Source organism: Exiguobacterium sp. E17S, from assembly GCF_057772545.1.
This window is the reverse complement of record NZ_JBYLRU010000001.1, coordinates 441592-457218: the sequence shown is the minus strand read 5'-3', so window position 1 is coordinate 457218 and position 15627 is coordinate 441592. Positions and strand designations below refer to the sequence as shown.

Below are 15627 nucleotides of genomic sequence, written 5' to 3'. Positions count from 1 at the left end.
TCGATGCTCTCAGTATAGCACCTCGATTCCCCACACATCTCGCTTTGCGACTCCGGACGCGAGAAAAAAAGTGAAGATCACCGATATCGGCGCCTTCACTTCTAGGTATTAGTCGAGATCGTCTGCTTTCCACTTCGCCCGGTCGCTCTTCTCACCGTCCCCGCGGTGATTGGATTCATAGGCGTTGTTCCCTGGATTTTCGACCTTGTTATCATCGTGCCGATGGTCATGATCATGATCGTGGTCATGGTGATGATGGTGGTCATGGTCGTGGTCATGATCGTGATCGTGATCTCGATCCTTGACGAACAATGCAAGACCGCCACGCTCGACTTCTGCGTAATGCCGTTCTGCCTCATCGTCCGAATGTCCGACACGTTTTAATGTCTCGCGGAGCGGTGGTTCTTTAGAAAATTTTGATTTGACCTGATCAATCCAACTTGCACCCGATGCTTCGTCTGCCGCATCATCTCGACCGACGACAGAAAAATCCGAATCATGATGCCCTTGTTGTTTCAATTCCTCGATTTTTCGTTCCAGACTCGATTGATCCTGATAGATTCCAACAAACCGTTTCGCCATCACATGACACCTTCCTTTTTCATATGAATTCAAACTCGCTCTGTTTTTACCCTTGTTCGCTTGCCATCAAACGAGATTTCAGGAACGAAAAAACGGACTACTTCGAAAAGTAATCCGTCAAAAACTTAGAGTTGTTGCGGTGAATCGACCAATGTGATCGTTCCTTCGTTTTTCTGAACGAATCGCTCGTAGACGAAATCATTCGCAAATAATAGAACAGCATTATCCCAACGGTCGTAGACGAGAACCGTCCGTGAATCCGTCAATTGTTTGACGGCAGCGACTTCAGCTGGCTTGATCCATTTCGCGACTTGGAAGTTCGCAGCATCTTTCAAGATGTCAACGCCATACTCACCTTTGAGCCGGTGCTCGAAGACTTCGAATTGGAGTTGCCCGATTGCTCCGAGGATGATTTCGTTGTATTCCGTTTTGTAGACCTGGATCGCACCTTCTTGCGCGAGCTGTTCGACACCTTTTTGGAACTGTTTCGACTTCAAGGCATTTTTCGTGTAGACCTTCAAGAAGAGTTCTGGTGCGAACGTTGGTAGCGCTTCATATTGCAATGATGGATCACCGTTCGTGATCGTATCACCGATTTGATAGTTGCCTGAGTCATACAACCCGATGACGTCTCCTGCGAACGCTTCATTGACCGTTTCCCGCTCATCCGCCATGAATTGTGTCGATTGCGACAGTTTCATTTTCTTGCCTGTCCGTGTCAGGACGACGTCCATTCCACGATCAAATTTACCCGTACAAATCCGGACGAACGCAATCCGGTCACGGTGATTCGGGTTCATGTTCGCTTGAATCTTGAAGACGAAACCGCTGAAGAAGTCTTGTGCCGGTTCGACTTTCCCTTTGTTCGACTCACGTGGTGTCGGTGAAGGAGACAGGTTCAAGTAATGCTCGAGAAGTGGTGTGACGCCGAAATCGACGAGGGCTGATCCGAAGAAGACCGGAGTCAACTCACCTTTTGCGATCAATTCTTCATCGTATTCGTTACCTGCGCCGTCGAGTAAGTCGACTTCATCCATCAACGTCTCGTACATTTCCGAGTTGATCGTCGTCGCGAGTTCTTCGTTTGCGAGACCTTCCTCGCCGAGTTCGATCGTCTTTCGATCATTTTTAAAGCAGTGGAATTGTCCTTTGACGCGGTCATAGACCCCTTCGAACTGTTGACCTGAACCAGCTGGCCACGTCACAGCAACAGACGGGATGCCGAGGACTTCTTCGAGTTCTTCCATCAATTCGAGTGGGTCACGCGCTTGACGGTCCATCTTGTTGATGAACGTAAAGATTGGAATTCCGCGCATCCGACAGACTTGGAATAGTTTCTTCGTTTGCGACTCGATCCCTTTCGCCGCATCGATGACCATGATCGCTGAGTCAACCGCTGTCAGGATTCGGTACGTATCTTCACCGAAGTCCGAGTGACCCGGTGTATCCATGATCGAGACGATCTTTTTGTTGTATTCGAATTGCATGACCGAAGACGTAACTGAGATTCCGCGTTGTTTTTCGATTTCCATCCAGTCTGATTTCGCAAATTTCGAGTTTTTCCGTGCTTTGACAGAACCTGCCTCACGGATTGCCCCTCCGTGCAGGAGGAATTTTTCAGTTAATGTCGTCTTACCCGCATCCGGGTGGGAAATGATGCCGAAAATCCGACGCTTTTCGACTTCCGTTTGTAGAATGTTTGTCATGTATGGTAGTTCCTTTCACCGATATATTCAAAAGTCCGATCAATCTTTTTCGCAACTAGTCTATCATACCGAATTTTCAAGGTCTCGTCCATTTCACTTCATTGACTCAATTTTCAGATTTAAAGTTGACAATTCATCACGATCTTCTTTACGATGACTAGGAAGTTCACTATTACAGAAGGAGGAGACGTACAATGGTATTCCATCAAGCCCGGACATCTGTCCACACTGTCTTTGTATCGGCTACAACTGTACGTCACCCAATCGTTTAATTTTTAATTAAGCAGGGTGTGCGTATGCGTATACGTACATGCTGCCCTCTTATATTAGGACGGGTATGCCCATATTTGTGCGTATCCGTCTTTTCTATTGTCTAAAAACGGAATATAAGGGGTTTTCACTATGCTTAACGCACTCAAACAGCTTGATCGCAACATCTGGATCCGGTTCGTCGGGGAAACGATCACGGGGATCATGATGTTCATGATTGCACCATTTTTAGTTCTTTATTATGCGGATCGACTCGATTCCTACTTCTTGGTCGGTGTCATCATGGCGACCGGACCGATCATGTCGCTCGTCGGTGCCGTCCTTGGTGGTCACTTCGCCGATAAATTCGGTCGAAAACCACTGATGGTCCTCTCGATCATCGGTGACGTCATCGCACTAATCGGTTTTTCGTTCGCTGATTCATTCGGACCGCTTCTCGCTTTGAACGCGCTGCTCGGTTTATCGAGTTCACTGTTCCATCCCGCGGCAAGCGCGATGTCGCGGACGTCACACCACCAGAACGCCTAAACGAATCATTCGGTCTGCTGCGGATGGGACATAACGTCGGGGCCGCATTCGGTCCACTTCTCGGAAGTGCGGTCCTATTCGTCGACCGTTCACTCATCTTCTACTCTGCCGCTTTCGTCTTTTTCCTGTACGGACTCGTTCTCTACTTCTTCATCGAAGAAACGAAACCGGAGTATATCGAAAAGACGGACGAAGTCAAAGTATCACCGCTCACTGTATTGCGGAAGGATCATGTCTTTTTAATCTTCATCGGGGCGGGTGTCTTCATCTCGATGGGATTTGCCCTCGTCGAGAGTATGTTACCGGTCTTCTTGAAGGAAGCACTGCCGGGACTACCGACGAAACAAAATCCGTTTCCTTACTTGATGGCACTGAACGGAATCATGGTCGTCTTGTTCCAGTTCCCGATCGCTGCTCGCTTGTCCGGCAAAGCATTCGGAAAAGTCATGTTGCTCGGCGCCTCGATTTTCGGCATCGGCATGATTTTCCTCGCATTCGTGCCGTCCTACCTGTTCTCACTCGGAACGAGTTATGTCGTGCTCGTGACGGTATTGCTTGCGATTTATGCGTTCTATACGCTCGGTGAGATGATCATGTCTCCTGTGCAGATGACGTTCATCGCTTTGATCGCCCCGGAACACCTCCGCGGAACGTACAACGGTGCTGCGAGTCTCCAGTGGTTGATTGGCGGCGTCACCGCACCGCTTCTCGGATCGTTATTCCTTGATACCGGAAAAGGTGACTTTGCGCTCGGATTCGTCGGACTGCTCTGTTGTGTCTCAGGTGGAGTCTATCTCGCACTCGACCGGTCGATTCAACGCGCAAAACGCTTAACGAAATCCGCCTAAAAAAAGCGATGTGTCATGCTCCGACTTCAGTCAGAGCGTTACACATCGCTTTTCTCGTTAAGAGGGTAATTGATTTGCCGCTACGAACGGACCAAACAGGACCGGTAACGGATCAAGTCGTTGCTGGATTTCTTCAATGAAATTCGTCGATCCACTGACGAAGACGATCGGATCATTTGCCGTGATCATCGTCAAGAATTCGTGCATCTGTTGTTCCCATCCTTCTTGACGAATGTGGTGAACGACCATCCCTTTCGTCGTCAAGGATAGGACATTCGCTAACATTCGTTCTGCCAGTTCCTCAGCTGAGACATGTAACAAGGTCGTTTTGCGACCACTCAGAAGCGCATGCCGGGCTTCGTCAATGACGGCTCCGAGATGATGTTCTTCTGCAATCAACAAAATATCTTGTTGACGCCAGTTCTCAGCACGGCGGTATTTACAAAAATGGCGGCACGTATCAACAAGTTGATGATGGACGATACTCCAAGCTTGCAATAGCGGTGCATCATCTTCTAGTGCATACTCGATCTGAATGGCTTTTAGAATTTCATGACTGATGATGCCCGGGTATGTCAGCAGAAACGATTTCGTTTGATTGATTTCGTTCAATAAAATCAATTTAAACAGTTCACTCGATTCATGCTGATTGGTAATCTGATTCAGTAGTTGACTCAAGCGTAAAATCCGCAAGGCACGAGTTCCGTCCTGAGCCCCCGCTTCTCGAAGCGCGCGCAATTCTTCTTCGTACGTCGCCTCAAGCGAGTCATAGAAGCGCGTCGCGATCCGCAATCCCTTTTGCTCCATCGATGGACCGAGCTGTTGTAAAAGGTGTAATGCCTGATCGAAATGCATAATTTAACCTACCTTTCACCGTCCATTATGCGTGAATCCACCCTCAAAAACAATCTCTAAAATGCATCTTAATTTTTGCACATTGAGAGTTGATAATGCTTGCGTCCCCCCCTAGTATGTGTGTTAAGTAGGTGATGAAAATGCGCATGACACGTTATACGGATTACGCGATTCGGTCCCTGCTGTTCGCAGCAGCCCATCCCGATCGTTTAGTCCGAATCCAGGAAGTAGCGGATTGTTACGACATTTCTAAGAATCATTTAATGAAAGTAGTCTATCGTTTAGGACAGAGTGGTCTGATTGATTCTGTCCGTGGTCGTGGAGGTGGGTTCCGCTTAGCAGGTCCTCCAGATGCAATTCATATCGGTGACGTCGTACAACTGTTTGAACCAACCGTTCATTTTCTCGATCCGCAAGAAGGCATTCACGAGGTCCCTTCGCTCAATCCGGCACGTGATGCCTTCGATGATGCCATTGCGGCGTTCCATCAAGTACTCAATAGTTACACGGTACATGATTTGCTACATCCGACAGCTGATACTCATCCACAAATACTTGAAATGATTCCGAACCGCGATTGAGCCGGTTCGGAATCTTTTTTTATTCCATCCTCGCTCAATTGCGATTTCTCAAAACGCTCGTGGTATACTTATATAAGAAAGGAGGGGTACAGATGAACCCTCAAGAAGAACTCCATCTCTTATATCTTCGCTTAAAGGAAGAAGAACCCTCCGTTGCACGCGGTGAGGCCTTATGGGCCATCTTTGAGGAAACAGCTGATGATTCACTCCGCTTCCTCTCCTTATGGGCATTTTCACAAAATCAATTTGATTTAGGACACTTCCGATCGTTTCTCGTGTCCTTCACGCTCTTGATGGAATGGATCCGAAAAGATGAGATGACACTGACTCCCAAACAAGAACTTGATTTGTACTGGAACTACAAGTCCTACTTGATCTATATGGCAGAACAAGAAGACGTGACGGTCTCGCTTCTCGAAGAAGACCTCGACCGTTTCATCGACTTCTGTGACGCGCATGGCTTTATTCGAACGCGCGACTATATCAGCTTCATGGTCTACAGCAAACTCGGTGACGAGGAACAGGCCGATCATTATCTATCGGAATGGGTTGACGCGCCAAGTGACGAACTCAGTGATTGCCCGTCCTGTGAAGCATTCAGCCGGATGACGTATGCGATTGATCGTGGCTTCGAAGATCGCGCCCTGCTACTTTATGCAGCTCTACGGCATGAACGCGGTTGCTCGCGGATGCCGGATCAGGCTCATCCATACATCCTTCCGTTGTTCCTCAGTCGCAAAAAAGAACGCTTCGATTGGAGCGAACGCTTGATCGAAGAAGTCAAACGTGGTGAAACCCTCTTTACAGGCGGTGACGAACCGTATCACCTGTATGCGAAGATGTATTATGATACGAACTATACTTGGTCGATGGAAGAGAAAAAACAATTGATCCCGTTCTTGACTGATCGTGGATATCTTCAGTTCCTACTCGCTCACTATGCCTTTGCTCATCGGCAATCGCTCGGTGAGGAAGCGTCGTATCTCGCAGCGCTTCGGACGAATCTGTATGAGATTGCACAATCTCTTGATCGCCGGATCGAAGGTGTCTTCTACTTGAACCTCGTCGAACGTGAACTAAAACGAATCACCCAGTTCGTTGCCTGAATCTCATTCGTAAAGGAAGTGTCTTCATGTTAGATCATGTCCAGCTCGCTATGCCGAAAAACGAAGAAGATCGCGCCCGTGCATTTTATGCCGGGCTTTTACATATGAAGGAAGTCGAAAAACCGACTGGCGTTCAAGCCAGTGGTGGTGTCTGGTTCGAAGACCATGGTGCAGCACTTCATCTCGGCATCGAGGAGCCATTCTCCCCTGCTAAAAAAGCGCATCCTGGATTAACCGTCGCTGCGTTCGAAGCGTTGAGCGATGCTCTTCAAGCTGCCGGTTATCCGGTTGAGCATGACACACGCCTTGCGCCCCGTCGTCGTTTCTTCACAGCCGATCCCTTCGGTAACCGTTTGGAGATCATTGCTGCCCATCTGCCGACGTTAACGCCGAAGAAGTTGACGGATGGTTCTCATGTCCGCTTAATCGCACCCGCTTCAAGCCTCTCGACGGTCGAGATGAAGATCATCGATGGTGCGATCCAGACCCTCGAATCACTTGGATTACGTGTTTCGATCAGTCAACATGCGCGTGCCGTCAACCCGTTCGGTTCCAGTGATCCTGAATTACGCGTCGCGGACCTGCATGCTGCGTTCGCTGATCCGAACGTTGATGCGATTCTGTGCGTTCGCGGTGGATTCAGTACGAATGAACTCGTTGACTTACTCGACTACGAATTGATTCGGACACATCCGAAAATCCTGTGTGGCTTCTCCGATATCACAGCACTCAGTCACGCCATTCTAACGAATACTGGATTAATCACTTACTCTGGACCAATGTTACGGGCATTTCGTGATCGCGACGCCTATACGATTGATTACTTCAAGCAAGTGTTGTTTGGAACGGATCCCGTTACGATCAAGCCTTCGGTGCATTGGCGCGATACCGATCGCGGACACGTCATCACGTTACCAAACAAAGGACCGATTCTTTTATCCGCTGGGCAAGCGAGTGGTCGTCTGCTCGGTGGGAATCTTTGTACGCTAAATCTCCTGCAAGGCACACCGCACTTCCCTGATTTACGGAATACGATTTTATTCCTTGAAGATGATTACGAAGTCCATCCAGCAACGTTCGCCCGTGATTTCGCCTCTTTGATGGCACAACCAGGCGCGGAAACGATTCGTGGGATCGTCTTCGGACGCTTCCAACTCACAACGAAGATGACGGAAGAGCATCTGCGATATCTGATCTCACTCTATCCATTCCTAGAGCACGTACCGGTTCTTGCGAATGTCGACTTCGGACATACGAGTCCTTTGTTCACGTTCCCGATCGGTGGTCAGGTGGAACTGCATGACGAGGTCATCCGACTTCATATTTCTTGAATATCAAAAGAAGGAGACGCGGCAATCCGCATCTCCTTCTTTTTTAATAGTCGAGCAATCTCGAAGCGTCGATTTGACGTTTCGACCCATCCGCGAACATCTCAAGTGTTGCGAAAATCTGGTCATTTGCCCATTCATAGTGAAGTAACGTGAAGTCTTCGAGTGTCGAGACCGTCTTGAACGTTTTCCCGACCGTAAAGGCACGCTTCCGGCTCGCATCTTCTGCCGGAACGGTGACGAAGATCACCGTGATCTCTTCGCCCTTCGTATCATAATAGAATTCAACGATCCGACCGTCCGCTGTTTCAGGTAAAACACCTTTACGGGGCTGTCCGGTCTCGTCCAATTGTACGTATGGTTGCAGCATTCTTTCGCCTCACTTTCTCCGTCATTCATCATAGCACGTCCACCTGATTTATGCTAATCTATATTTGATGTGAAAGGGGGATGAGTCGCGCATGGAATGGTTCATGAACGGGATTCTGCTCTGGGGCTTTATCATGATCACACTCATGGCAATTGGCGGGTTTTTCATGTTCCGGAAGTTCCTCAAGAAGTTACCGAAAGAAGACGGTAAATCGATGATGGACTGGGAAGATGAGTACATCGACCAAACACGACATCTTTGGACGGATGAGACGATGGAATTGTTGAACGCTCTCGTCATGCCGGTTCCATCGGCATTTCGTGATGTCGCACGCCGCAAGATTGCCGGGCGGATCGGACAGTTCGCACTTGAAGAACGGGCGACAGAGATGACATCCGAACTGGTCGTCAAAGGATATATTTCTGCGACACCGAAACGCGATCATAAATTCTTGAAAAAAGCACTAACGGAGCACGCCATCGACTGGCGAGACTACGCATTATACTTCCAAAATTGAAGGATGCACGAAAAACCGCCGAAGTCGCCTTCAGCGGTTTTTTTAGTGAGGTAAGTGCGCAACCGGCACGGTGCCCGACTTGACTCGTTTGTATTTCATATACATCGCAAAGCGCCACGGTGCAATCATTCCAAAGGCAACGAGATAAAAAATCCCACCCGTTTCGAAGATATCGATCTGTCCGCCGATGAAGAACTTCGCAACCGTCCGAACGAGTAAGATGCCGAATAAGACGATGAAAAATGCTTTCGAACGTTGCAAATAAATTTGCCCTTCCGCTTCATAAAAATTGGATGTCTTGATCAAAAAGATACTGAAGATGGCTCCAACGAGCAATGCTTCTGCCACTTCCGTCCATGTCAGACGGGATGCTGGGTATAAAAACTGCAGCATACCCGTCGACATCGCAAAAGGCGGGATCAAGATTTTTTAGCATTCGTCGGTTTTGCTGATGCCTTCACACGAATGAAGCTGATCAGCAATCCCATGACGAGCGCTACCCCAGTTGATATCCAAATCATCCGATCACTTCCTTGATTAAAATCCAGTGAATCCGACGATGTCACTCATCCATGCTGCGAATTTACTCAAGCCATCAAAATACAGCATGACTCCGAACACCATCATCAAGGCTCCCCCGAATTTCGTTAATTTCAGACTATACTGCACGAACAAGCGCGAACGACCGACGAAGAACGCCATCAATAAGAACGGAATCGAGAAGCCAAGGACATACGCGAGCATGTAGAACATGCCTTGACTCGGATTGGTCGCAGCTAATCCGATGACTCCTGCGAGAATCGGACCTGTACACGGTGTCCAACCGGCTGCAAAACCGATTCCGACGAGTACCGTCCCGACGTATCCTCCTTTTCGTTCCCCGAGATTCAGTTTCTTTTCACGCATCAAGAATGTTGGTTGCCATAATCCGACGAGAACAATCCCAAAAACGAAGATGACGAGTGCCCCAACCATCCGTAACGTATCCCGATATGTGATAAAGACATCTGCGAACAACGATGTCGATAAACCGAGTACAACGAATACCATCGCAAAACCAATGAGGAACGCTAACGTATGAAACAAGGATCGTTTTTCTCGTACGCCCCGTTCTTTTAAATCCGTTACCGACACACCTGTGATGTATGAGAGAAACACAGGATACAGTGGTAGCGTACATGGAGAGACGAAAGATAATAATCCTGCTCCAAACGCTAACCATAATGAGAGCTCCATATGAGCATCCCCTTTCTTTACTACTATAGAAGAAGTTCCTCCTCTATTTTGCCAAACTCCTCTGCATTTAGCACCTATTATCTCACAGAAAGTTGCAAAAGATTCGTGTCCGCCAAAATTACAAAAAAATTACATTTCATCGATTTTACTGAAATCTCATTGCACCTAGTAAATGGACTTGCTAGAATATGGATACGACACCAATGTAAGGGAGACTGCTATGACGACACAACAACTATTGACGTTAGCCATCGAAGCCAAACGTAGCGAACTATATCATCAAGCTGACCAGTCCAGCTTCACCTCCCCGCGTGTTTTACAACTTAGCCATGAACTTGACGTCCTGCTTTTAGAATATTCACGGACAGTCCAAAACTACACCATTCACGGTTCGAACGAACCGCTCTTATCTTAATGCACAATTTGGTCAGCATTCGAGTGTGAATGCTGACTTTTTTTATGACTTTTTATTTCTGATGGAGGTGCTTCATGTCCGCTCTTACATTCATTGCTAGTTCTCGTCCCCTCTATATACCTGACGATCTCCCTCAACTATACGTACATGAAGTCGAACCGCTTGAATATGTCTCTTTGAAGCGAGGTCGATTCACGATGCCTTACTTGTATACGATTGAAGGTGCCGATCAGTGGGATTTCATGATTTATCTACAACGTTATATGGAAGAAGGAGATGTCCTCGAGCTGCTATATATCGAAAATCAAAATGACAGCATGCATGACCATCTCCCGTCCACTCCGCTACTAGAGCCAATCGAAATCAATATTCGCCAGCGAACGTACCAAACGATTCACGGCACGTTTCAACTTTCCACTAACGATTGGATGCAGGAATTGTATCATCGTTCTTACCTGACAGCGTTCGGCGTGACGACGATCGTCAAGTATTGATGATCCACTTCACTTTTTCATCATCAGACGATCGAAGGATTCAACACTTTCTATTTTTAAGACTTTTTTCTGTTGAATTGTGCGAATTTTTTATATTTAGTAAGCCAAAAGACCTATAAACCTTCGTTTTTCATAATCAGTATGTCCTATCGATGACAAAAACTGCTCTTTTGCAATCTTGTTGTCACAAAAGCCCGGTTTGTAACTCGAATGACATTGACCTGTAAACGCACAGGTCAGATTTGCCGTGTAAAGTAGGAACAGTAAACACAGCATATGTCAGGAGGACATCAATAATGAAAAAAGCAGTTTTCGCTGCCGGTCTTGCAGCAACAGCTCTATCAGTAGGATTTGCCCAAGAGACAGAGGCTGCCTCAGAAACGGTAACAGTAAATACACCAGTACTCAACGTACGCACAGCACCTACAACTGCATCAGCAGACGTAGGCAATGTATATAAAGGTCAAACATTAAATGTCGAAGGACGTTCTGGCGCATGGATCAAAACAACAGTTAACGGTCAAAAACGTTATGTCCATGGTGCGTATACGTCTGCAGCAGGCTCATTCGACTTTAAAAAAGCGACAGTTACTACGGCAGTACTAAACGTCCGCACACAACCAACGACAAGCTCGAAAGATGTCGGTAACCTCTACAAAGGCGAAAAAGTCAACGTAGAAGGTAAAGTTGGTGCATGGATCAAAACAACAATCAATGGTAAAACACGTTACGTACACAGTGCATACACAACACTCGGTAGCGTAGCAAAAGCTCCAGCAGCACAACCAACTGCTAAACCAGCTGCGAAGCCAGCACCAAAAGCAGCTGCTAAACCAGCAACTGCAACAAAACAATCGACACCTGCAAAATCAGGTACGAAAGTGACGATGAACGTCAGTGCTTACACTAACGACCCATCTAACAACGGTAGCCAACTCTACAACGGTCGTGCGTTGACAGCAAGCGGTTATGACGTTACGAATACGATCACGTACAATGGTATGCGTATCGTAGCAGCTTCTTCACAATACCCAATCGGTACACGTATGCACATCGAAGGCATTGGTGAAGCAATCGTACTCGACCGTGGTGGCGCAATCCAAGGTAACAAACTTGACCTTCTCGTTGGTTCACAACAAGAAGCACTCAACTGGGGACGCCAAAACGTCACAGTCACAGTCTACTAATCAAAACAAACAACCTGCCGGGCGAGACCGCCTGGCAGGCTTTTTTTGTCTATTTTTTAAGAAACCGTGACATGACCGGATTGCAACTGATACATCTTCTTATACAGACCATCTTGTGCGATCAATTCTTGGTGATTTCCTTGCTCGATCACTTCCCCTTGATGCAATACAAGAATCAAATCTGCATCTTGAATCGTCGATAGACGGTGGGCAATGGCAATCGTCGTCCGCCCTTGACGCATCCGTTCAAGTGCGACTTGCACTTTCTCCTCTGTCTCCGTATCAATCGAACTCGTCGCTTCATCGAGGATCAGGATTTTCGGATCCCGCGCCATCGTGCGTGCGAAGGAGATCAACTGACGTTCCCCTGCCGAGAACGTCGCCCCCCGTTCCGCAACGGGACTGTCATATTGCTGGTCGAGTTGATTGATGAATCCGTCCGCTTGTACGAATTTAGCAGCCGCTTCGACACGATCAAAGGAAATCGAACTGTCGAATAATCGAATATTGTCAGCGACCGTTCCCGTGAACAAGAATGAATCCTGCAACACGAGTCCGACATGCTGTCGTAGTTCTTCTTCCGATAACTGCTCAAGCGGTTGACCATCAATCAAAATCTGACCCGATTGGTACGCGTAAAAGCGCATCAAGATATTGATGATTGAACTTTTCCCACTTCCCGTATGACCAACGAGCGCAATCGTCTGCCCCTTTTTCGCCTCGAACGAAATCCCTTTCAAGACATCTTTCTCTCCGTCATAACTAAAGCGCACGTCTTCAAAGACGATATGTCCTTCCGATACTCGTGCATCCCCTTCGAGTTGTTTCGTTGGTTCCGGCTCATCCGTATCGAGGACCTTGAATACACGGTCTGCTGAGACGACAGCTTGTTGGAACTCGGACAACCGTTGCATGATTTGCTGAACCGGTTGGAAAATCCGCTCCATGTAGCTGATGAAGGCATAGACGACACCGACTTGGACCGTTTGTGAGAACGATAGGACACCGAAATACGTCACGAGTGTTGCGATTGAAATCGCCAGTAACAATTCAATGATTGGTCGCAGTAACCAACTATCGAGCTTCAAGTTCTTATAACGTCCATTCTGGTGGGCGACGTTCGTCTCCTCGAACTCTGCCATCAAGCGTTTTTCTTGGCGGAATTGTTGAATGATTGCCATCCCGTTGATGGATTCGTTCAGTTGGGCATTGATTTTCGACAATAAATCGCGGACTTCCGCGTAATACTTCGTCGAATACTTCCGATAAATCCAAATGATGAAATAAAACAGCGGTAACAATAGTAACGCAATCGTCGCGAGTCGCGGCTCTAGTAGATAAAGGAAGATATATGTTCCAATCAACTGAACGCCGCTTTGCACGAATGTCGACAGGACACCGATGTAGAGCTCCTTGATCGCTTCCGTATCGTTCGTGATCCGGGATACGAGCACTCCAGCAGGCGTCCGGTCAAAATAGGCAAGCCGTAAGTGCATGACATGCCGGAACACATCAATGCGTAAGCGTTGAATGACTTGCAAGGCAATCTTTTGGAATTCGAACGCCTGCAAGTAATCGACGATGATCCCTGTCGTATGCAGTAACAAGTACGCTGTAAACAAAAGTGCGACTTCCTGTACCGGATACGTACCCGGTGCGACGTATTCATCAATGAAAATCTTGACGAGATACGGTCCCCCGAGTTTTGCCGCCGTCGTAATGAACAGCAGGATGAAGGCGATACTGACCTGTTTTTTGAACGGTTTGACGAAATCAAGCAATCGTTTCAGGACGGCTTTTTCATTGATATCATGATTCATTAGAACGCCCTCCTTGTTCGACGAGTGATTCTAGTTGCTGACGATCGTACGTCTCTTTATACCAACCGTCATGAGCGAGTAATTGCTCATGTGTGCCCCGTTCGATGATCCGACCGTCTTCAAGGACGATGATCTCATCGGTATGCGACACAGCCGACAGGCGATGGGCAACGATGATTTGTGCCTGATCGTGATCCGCCGTGCGGAAGTGGTGGATGATCGCTTCCTCGGTTTTAGCATCGACTGCAGACAAGGCATCATCGAGCACTAAAATCGGACAGTCTGCTAGTAATGCCCGGGCAATCGAGATCCGTTGTTTTTGACCGCCGGATAACGTCACCCCACGCTCCCCGACCATCGTCGCATACCCTTCCTTAAACCCAAGAATATCATCATGGACTGCTGCGATCCGCGCTGCTTCCATGATGTCTTCCATTGATGCATCCGGTTTTGCAAAGGCAATATTGTCAGCAATCGACGCCGAGAATAAGAAATGATCCTGTGGAACGATCGCTACTTGACGACGGACGGTGTCACGCGTCAATTGTTTGATGTCTCGTCCACCAATCGTGATGGCGCCTTGTTTGACGTCGTATTCGCGAGACAATAAGCGAACGAACGTCGATTTCCCGGCACCTGTCTTCCCGACGATTCCGAGCGATTTACCGGGCTTCAACGTCACATCGATGTCTTGTAAGACCGGTTGCGTATCATAGATGAAACGCTCAATCCCAACGTGAAGTTCAGGTGAGGAAACACTTGTTGCTGCTTCCTTCGCATCTTTAATTTCCGGTTCGATCGCAAGCATTCGCTCGATCCGATCGTAGGAAGCACGACCACGTTCGACAATGTTGAACAACCAACCGAAGGCAAGCATTGGCCATGTCAATAAACCAAGATATGTAGTGAATGAGACGATGTCACCAATTCGGATTTCACCTTGTTGTAACAGATATGCACCATATCCGACAGCGATGATGTACGATAGACCGACTAATCCAAAAATCGTCGGATCAAATAATGCATCGATTTTTGCGACACGACGGTTCTTTTGGACGACGTCATCCGATAGATCCGTAAACGTCTGCACGTCAGATTCCACTTCCCCTGTTGCTTTTAAGACGCGGACACCACTAATGCTTTCCGCGACCTTGTCATTCAAATCGGAGAAGGCTTCCTGTGCGTCATGAAAACGCGAATGTAACATTTTCCCGTAACGTGACGTCAAGTAGACCATCAGCGGCATCGGTAGAAGTGATACGAGCGTCAATTTCCAACTGATCGTCGTGACCATCGTGATGATGACGAAGCTCCCCATCGTCACCGAGTCGACGAGCGTTAGAATACCGGCACCTGCTGTCATCGATACCGCCTGTACGTCGTTCGTCGCATGCGCCATCAAGTCTCCGCTCCGATATTTCTTATAGAACGATTGATCCAAATCTGAAAAATGACCATACAGTTGACTGCGTAACAATCGACCGAGACGAATCGATGCCCCAAAGATATGAAAACGCCAAAAATAACGAATAAAATACGTCGCGACCCCTATGAGCAACAATGTACCTGCTAGACGAATCAAATCATTCTTCGTCAAGCTCCCCTCGCTTAGACCATTGACTGTCGTCCCGATGATCTTCGGTGGAATGAGTTCTAACGCTGCTACAAAAATCAAGCAGACGACCCCAAGACTATATGCTTTCCATTCTCGTCGGAAAAACCAACCGAGTTTCCTGAAGACTCCCATTCAAGTCTCCCCCCTTTTTTAAATCCTATGATTATTT

At 47.6% G+C, this 15627-nt stretch carries 14 protein-coding genes and 2 pseudogenes; 8 read left to right on the top strand and 8 right to left on the bottom strand.

From position 1 onward, the window contains the following. Window positions 1-108: 108 nt before the first annotated feature. Window positions 109-582: a YflT domain-containing protein gene (locus tag AC3B4V_RS02340; RefSeq protein ID WP_488377637.1), complete on the bottom strand. Its 474-nt coding sequence runs from the start codon at window positions 580-582 to the stop codon at window positions 109-111. A 125-nt stretch (window positions 583-707) separates the two neighbouring features. Next, window positions 708-2288 carry a peptide chain release factor 3 gene (locus AC3B4V_RS02335; protein ID WP_488377636.1) on the bottom strand — a complete coding sequence of 527 codons (1581 nt, stop codon included), beginning with the start codon at window positions 2286-2288 and terminating at the stop codon, window positions 708-710. Between the two features lie 486 nt (window positions 2289-2774). On the opposite strand from AC3B4V_RS02335, the pseudogene AC3B4V_RS02330 reads away from it, so the two are divergent. Then, window positions 2775-3934: pseudogene (locus AC3B4V_RS02330) on the top strand (MDR family MFS transporter); the annotation flags it as partial. A gap of 57 nt (window positions 3935-3991) precedes the next feature. On the opposite strand, the gene AC3B4V_RS02325 reads toward AC3B4V_RS02330, so the two are convergent. Beyond that, the gene (locus AC3B4V_RS02325) at window positions 3992-4789 is read right to left on the bottom strand and encodes a hypothetical protein (protein ID WP_488377635.1); all 798 of its coding nucleotides are present in this window, start codon (window positions 4787-4789) and stop codon (window positions 3992-3994) included. 146 nt (window positions 4790-4935) lie between these two features. Between AC3B4V_RS02325 and AC3B4V_RS02320 the strand changes: the two genes are divergently transcribed. From AC3B4V_RS02320 to AC3B4V_RS02310, 3 genes are all read left to right on the top strand, one after another. Beyond that, window positions 4936-5370, top strand: coding sequence for an RrF2 family transcriptional regulator (locus AC3B4V_RS02320; RefSeq protein WP_235609863.1), 435 nt, complete (start codon window positions 4936-4938; stop codon window positions 5368-5370). A 92-nt stretch (window positions 5371-5462) separates the two neighbouring features. Then, window positions 5463-6476, top strand: a complete 1014-nt coding sequence (locus AC3B4V_RS02315) for a hypothetical protein (protein ID WP_058265204.1) — start codon at window positions 5463-5465, stop codon at window positions 6474-6476. Window positions 6477-6502: 26 nt separating this feature from the next. Beyond that, window positions 6503-7807, top strand: a complete 1305-nt coding sequence (locus tag AC3B4V_RS02310) for an LD-carboxypeptidase (protein ID WP_488377634.1) — start codon at window positions 6503-6505, stop codon at window positions 7805-7807. 43 nt (window positions 7808-7850) lie between these two features. Here AC3B4V_RS02310 and AC3B4V_RS02305 read toward each other — a convergent pair whose 3' ends face one another. Then, on the bottom strand, window positions 7851-8174 hold the full coding sequence (locus tag AC3B4V_RS02305) for a hypothetical protein (protein WP_023467783.1): 324 nt from the start codon (window positions 8172-8174) through the stop codon (window positions 7851-7853). Between the two features lie 91 nt (window positions 8175-8265). Here AC3B4V_RS02305 and AC3B4V_RS02300 point away from each other — a divergent pair, with 91 nt between their 5' ends. Then, the gene (locus AC3B4V_RS02300; protein ID WP_023467782.1) at window positions 8266-8691 is read left to right on the top strand and encodes a DUF2621 family protein; all 426 of its coding nucleotides are present in this window, start codon (window positions 8266-8268) and stop codon (window positions 8689-8691) included. A gap of 42 nt (window positions 8692-8733) precedes the next feature. On the opposite strand, the pseudogene AC3B4V_RS02295 reads toward AC3B4V_RS02300, so the two are convergent. Both AC3B4V_RS02295 and AC3B4V_RS02290 read right to left on the bottom strand, forming a co-directional pair. Further along, window positions 8734-9212 (bottom strand): annotated as a pseudogene (locus AC3B4V_RS02295) (CcdC family protein). Window positions 9213-9228: 16 nt separating this feature from the next. Continuing rightward, window positions 9229-9927 (bottom strand): cytochrome c biogenesis CcdA family protein, encoded by a 699-nt coding sequence (locus AC3B4V_RS02290; protein ID WP_195865413.1) that lies wholly within the window; start codon window positions 9925-9927, stop codon window positions 9229-9231. Window positions 9928-10147: 220 nt separating this feature from the next. On the opposite strand from AC3B4V_RS02290, the gene AC3B4V_RS02285 reads away from it, so the two are divergent. The 3 genes from AC3B4V_RS02285 to AC3B4V_RS02275 all read left to right on the top strand — a co-directional run bounded on the left by AC3B4V_RS02285 (window position 10148) and on the right by AC3B4V_RS02275 (window position 12023). Next, a complete protein-coding gene (locus AC3B4V_RS02285) occupies window positions 10148-10342 on the top strand; it encodes an aspartyl-phosphate phosphatase Spo0E family protein (protein WP_023467779.1) in 195 nt (64 codons plus the stop codon). 74 nt (window positions 10343-10416) lie between these two features. Continuing rightward, window positions 10417-10836: a hypothetical protein gene (locus tag AC3B4V_RS02280; RefSeq protein WP_488377633.1), complete on the top strand. Its 420-nt coding sequence runs from the start codon at window positions 10417-10419 to the stop codon at window positions 10834-10836. A gap of 296 nt (window positions 10837-11132) precedes the next feature. Further along, complete coding sequence (locus AC3B4V_RS02275) at window positions 11133-12023, top strand: SH3 domain-containing protein (protein WP_488377632.1); 891 nt, start codon at window positions 11133-11135, stop codon at window positions 12021-12023. 56 nt (window positions 12024-12079) lie between these two features. Here the strand turns inward: AC3B4V_RS02275 and AC3B4V_RS02270 are convergent, their stop codons facing one another. Further along, window positions 12080-13843 carry an ABC transporter ATP-binding protein gene (locus tag AC3B4V_RS02270; RefSeq protein WP_064300196.1) on the bottom strand — a complete coding sequence of 588 codons (1764 nt, stop codon included), beginning with the start codon at window positions 13841-13843 and terminating at the stop codon, window positions 12080-12082. Then, window positions 13833-15590, bottom strand: coding sequence for an ABC transporter transmembrane domain-containing protein (locus tag AC3B4V_RS02265; RefSeq protein ID WP_290715002.1), 1758 nt, complete (start codon window positions 15588-15590; stop codon window positions 13833-13835). Before AC3B4V_RS02265 ends, AC3B4V_RS02270 begins: the two co-directional genes overlap by 11 nt. Window positions 15591-15627: the final 37 nt, after the last annotated feature.

Bases quoted from the DNA above. Each gene is read 5' to 3' on its own strand.
- AC3B4V_RS02340 (WP_488377637.1), bottom strand. From the start codon at position 582: ATGGCGAAACGGTTTGTTGGAATCTATCAGGATCAATCGAGTCTGGAA.
- AC3B4V_RS02335 (WP_488377636.1), bottom strand. From the start codon at position 2,288: ATGACAAACATTCTACAAACGGAAGTCGAAAAGCGTCGGATTTTCGGC.
- AC3B4V_RS02325 (WP_488377635.1), bottom strand. From the start codon at position 4,789: ATGCATTTCGATCAGGCATTACACCTTTTACAACAGCTCGGTCCATCG.
- AC3B4V_RS02320 (WP_235609863.1), top strand. From the start codon at position 4,936: ATGACACGTTATACGGATTACGCGATTCGGTCCCTGCTGTTCGCAGCA.
- AC3B4V_RS02315 (WP_058265204.1), top strand. From the start codon at position 5,463: ATGAACCCTCAAGAAGAACTCCATCTCTTATATCTTCGCTTAAAGGAA.
- AC3B4V_RS02310 (WP_488377634.1), top strand. From the start codon at position 6,503: ATGTTAGATCATGTCCAGCTCGCTATGCCGAAAAACGAAGAAGATCGC.
- AC3B4V_RS02305 (WP_023467783.1), bottom strand. From the start codon at position 8,174: ATGCTGCAACCATACGTACAATTGGACGAGACCGGACAGCCCCGTAAA.
- AC3B4V_RS02300 (WP_023467782.1), top strand. From the start codon at position 8,266: ATGGAATGGTTCATGAACGGGATTCTGCTCTGGGGCTTTATCATGATC.
- AC3B4V_RS02290 (WP_195865413.1), bottom strand. From the start codon at position 9,927: ATGGAGCTCTCATTATGGTTAGCGTTTGGAGCAGGATTATTATCTTTC.
- AC3B4V_RS02285 (WP_023467779.1), top strand. From the start codon at position 10,148: ATGACGACACAACAACTATTGACGTTAGCCATCGAAGCCAAACGTAGC.
- AC3B4V_RS02280 (WP_488377633.1), top strand. From the start codon at position 10,417: ATGTCCGCTCTTACATTCATTGCTAGTTCTCGTCCCCTCTATATACCT.
- AC3B4V_RS02275 (WP_488377632.1), top strand. From the start codon at position 11,133: ATGAAAAAAGCAGTTTTCGCTGCCGGTCTTGCAGCAACAGCTCTATCA.
- AC3B4V_RS02270 (WP_064300196.1), bottom strand. From the start codon at position 13,843: ATGAATCATGATATCAATGAAAAAGCCGTCCTGAAACGATTGCTTGAT.
- AC3B4V_RS02265 (WP_290715002.1), bottom strand. From the start codon at position 15,590: ATGGGAGTCTTCAGGAAACTCGGTTGGTTTTTCCGACGAGAATGGAAA.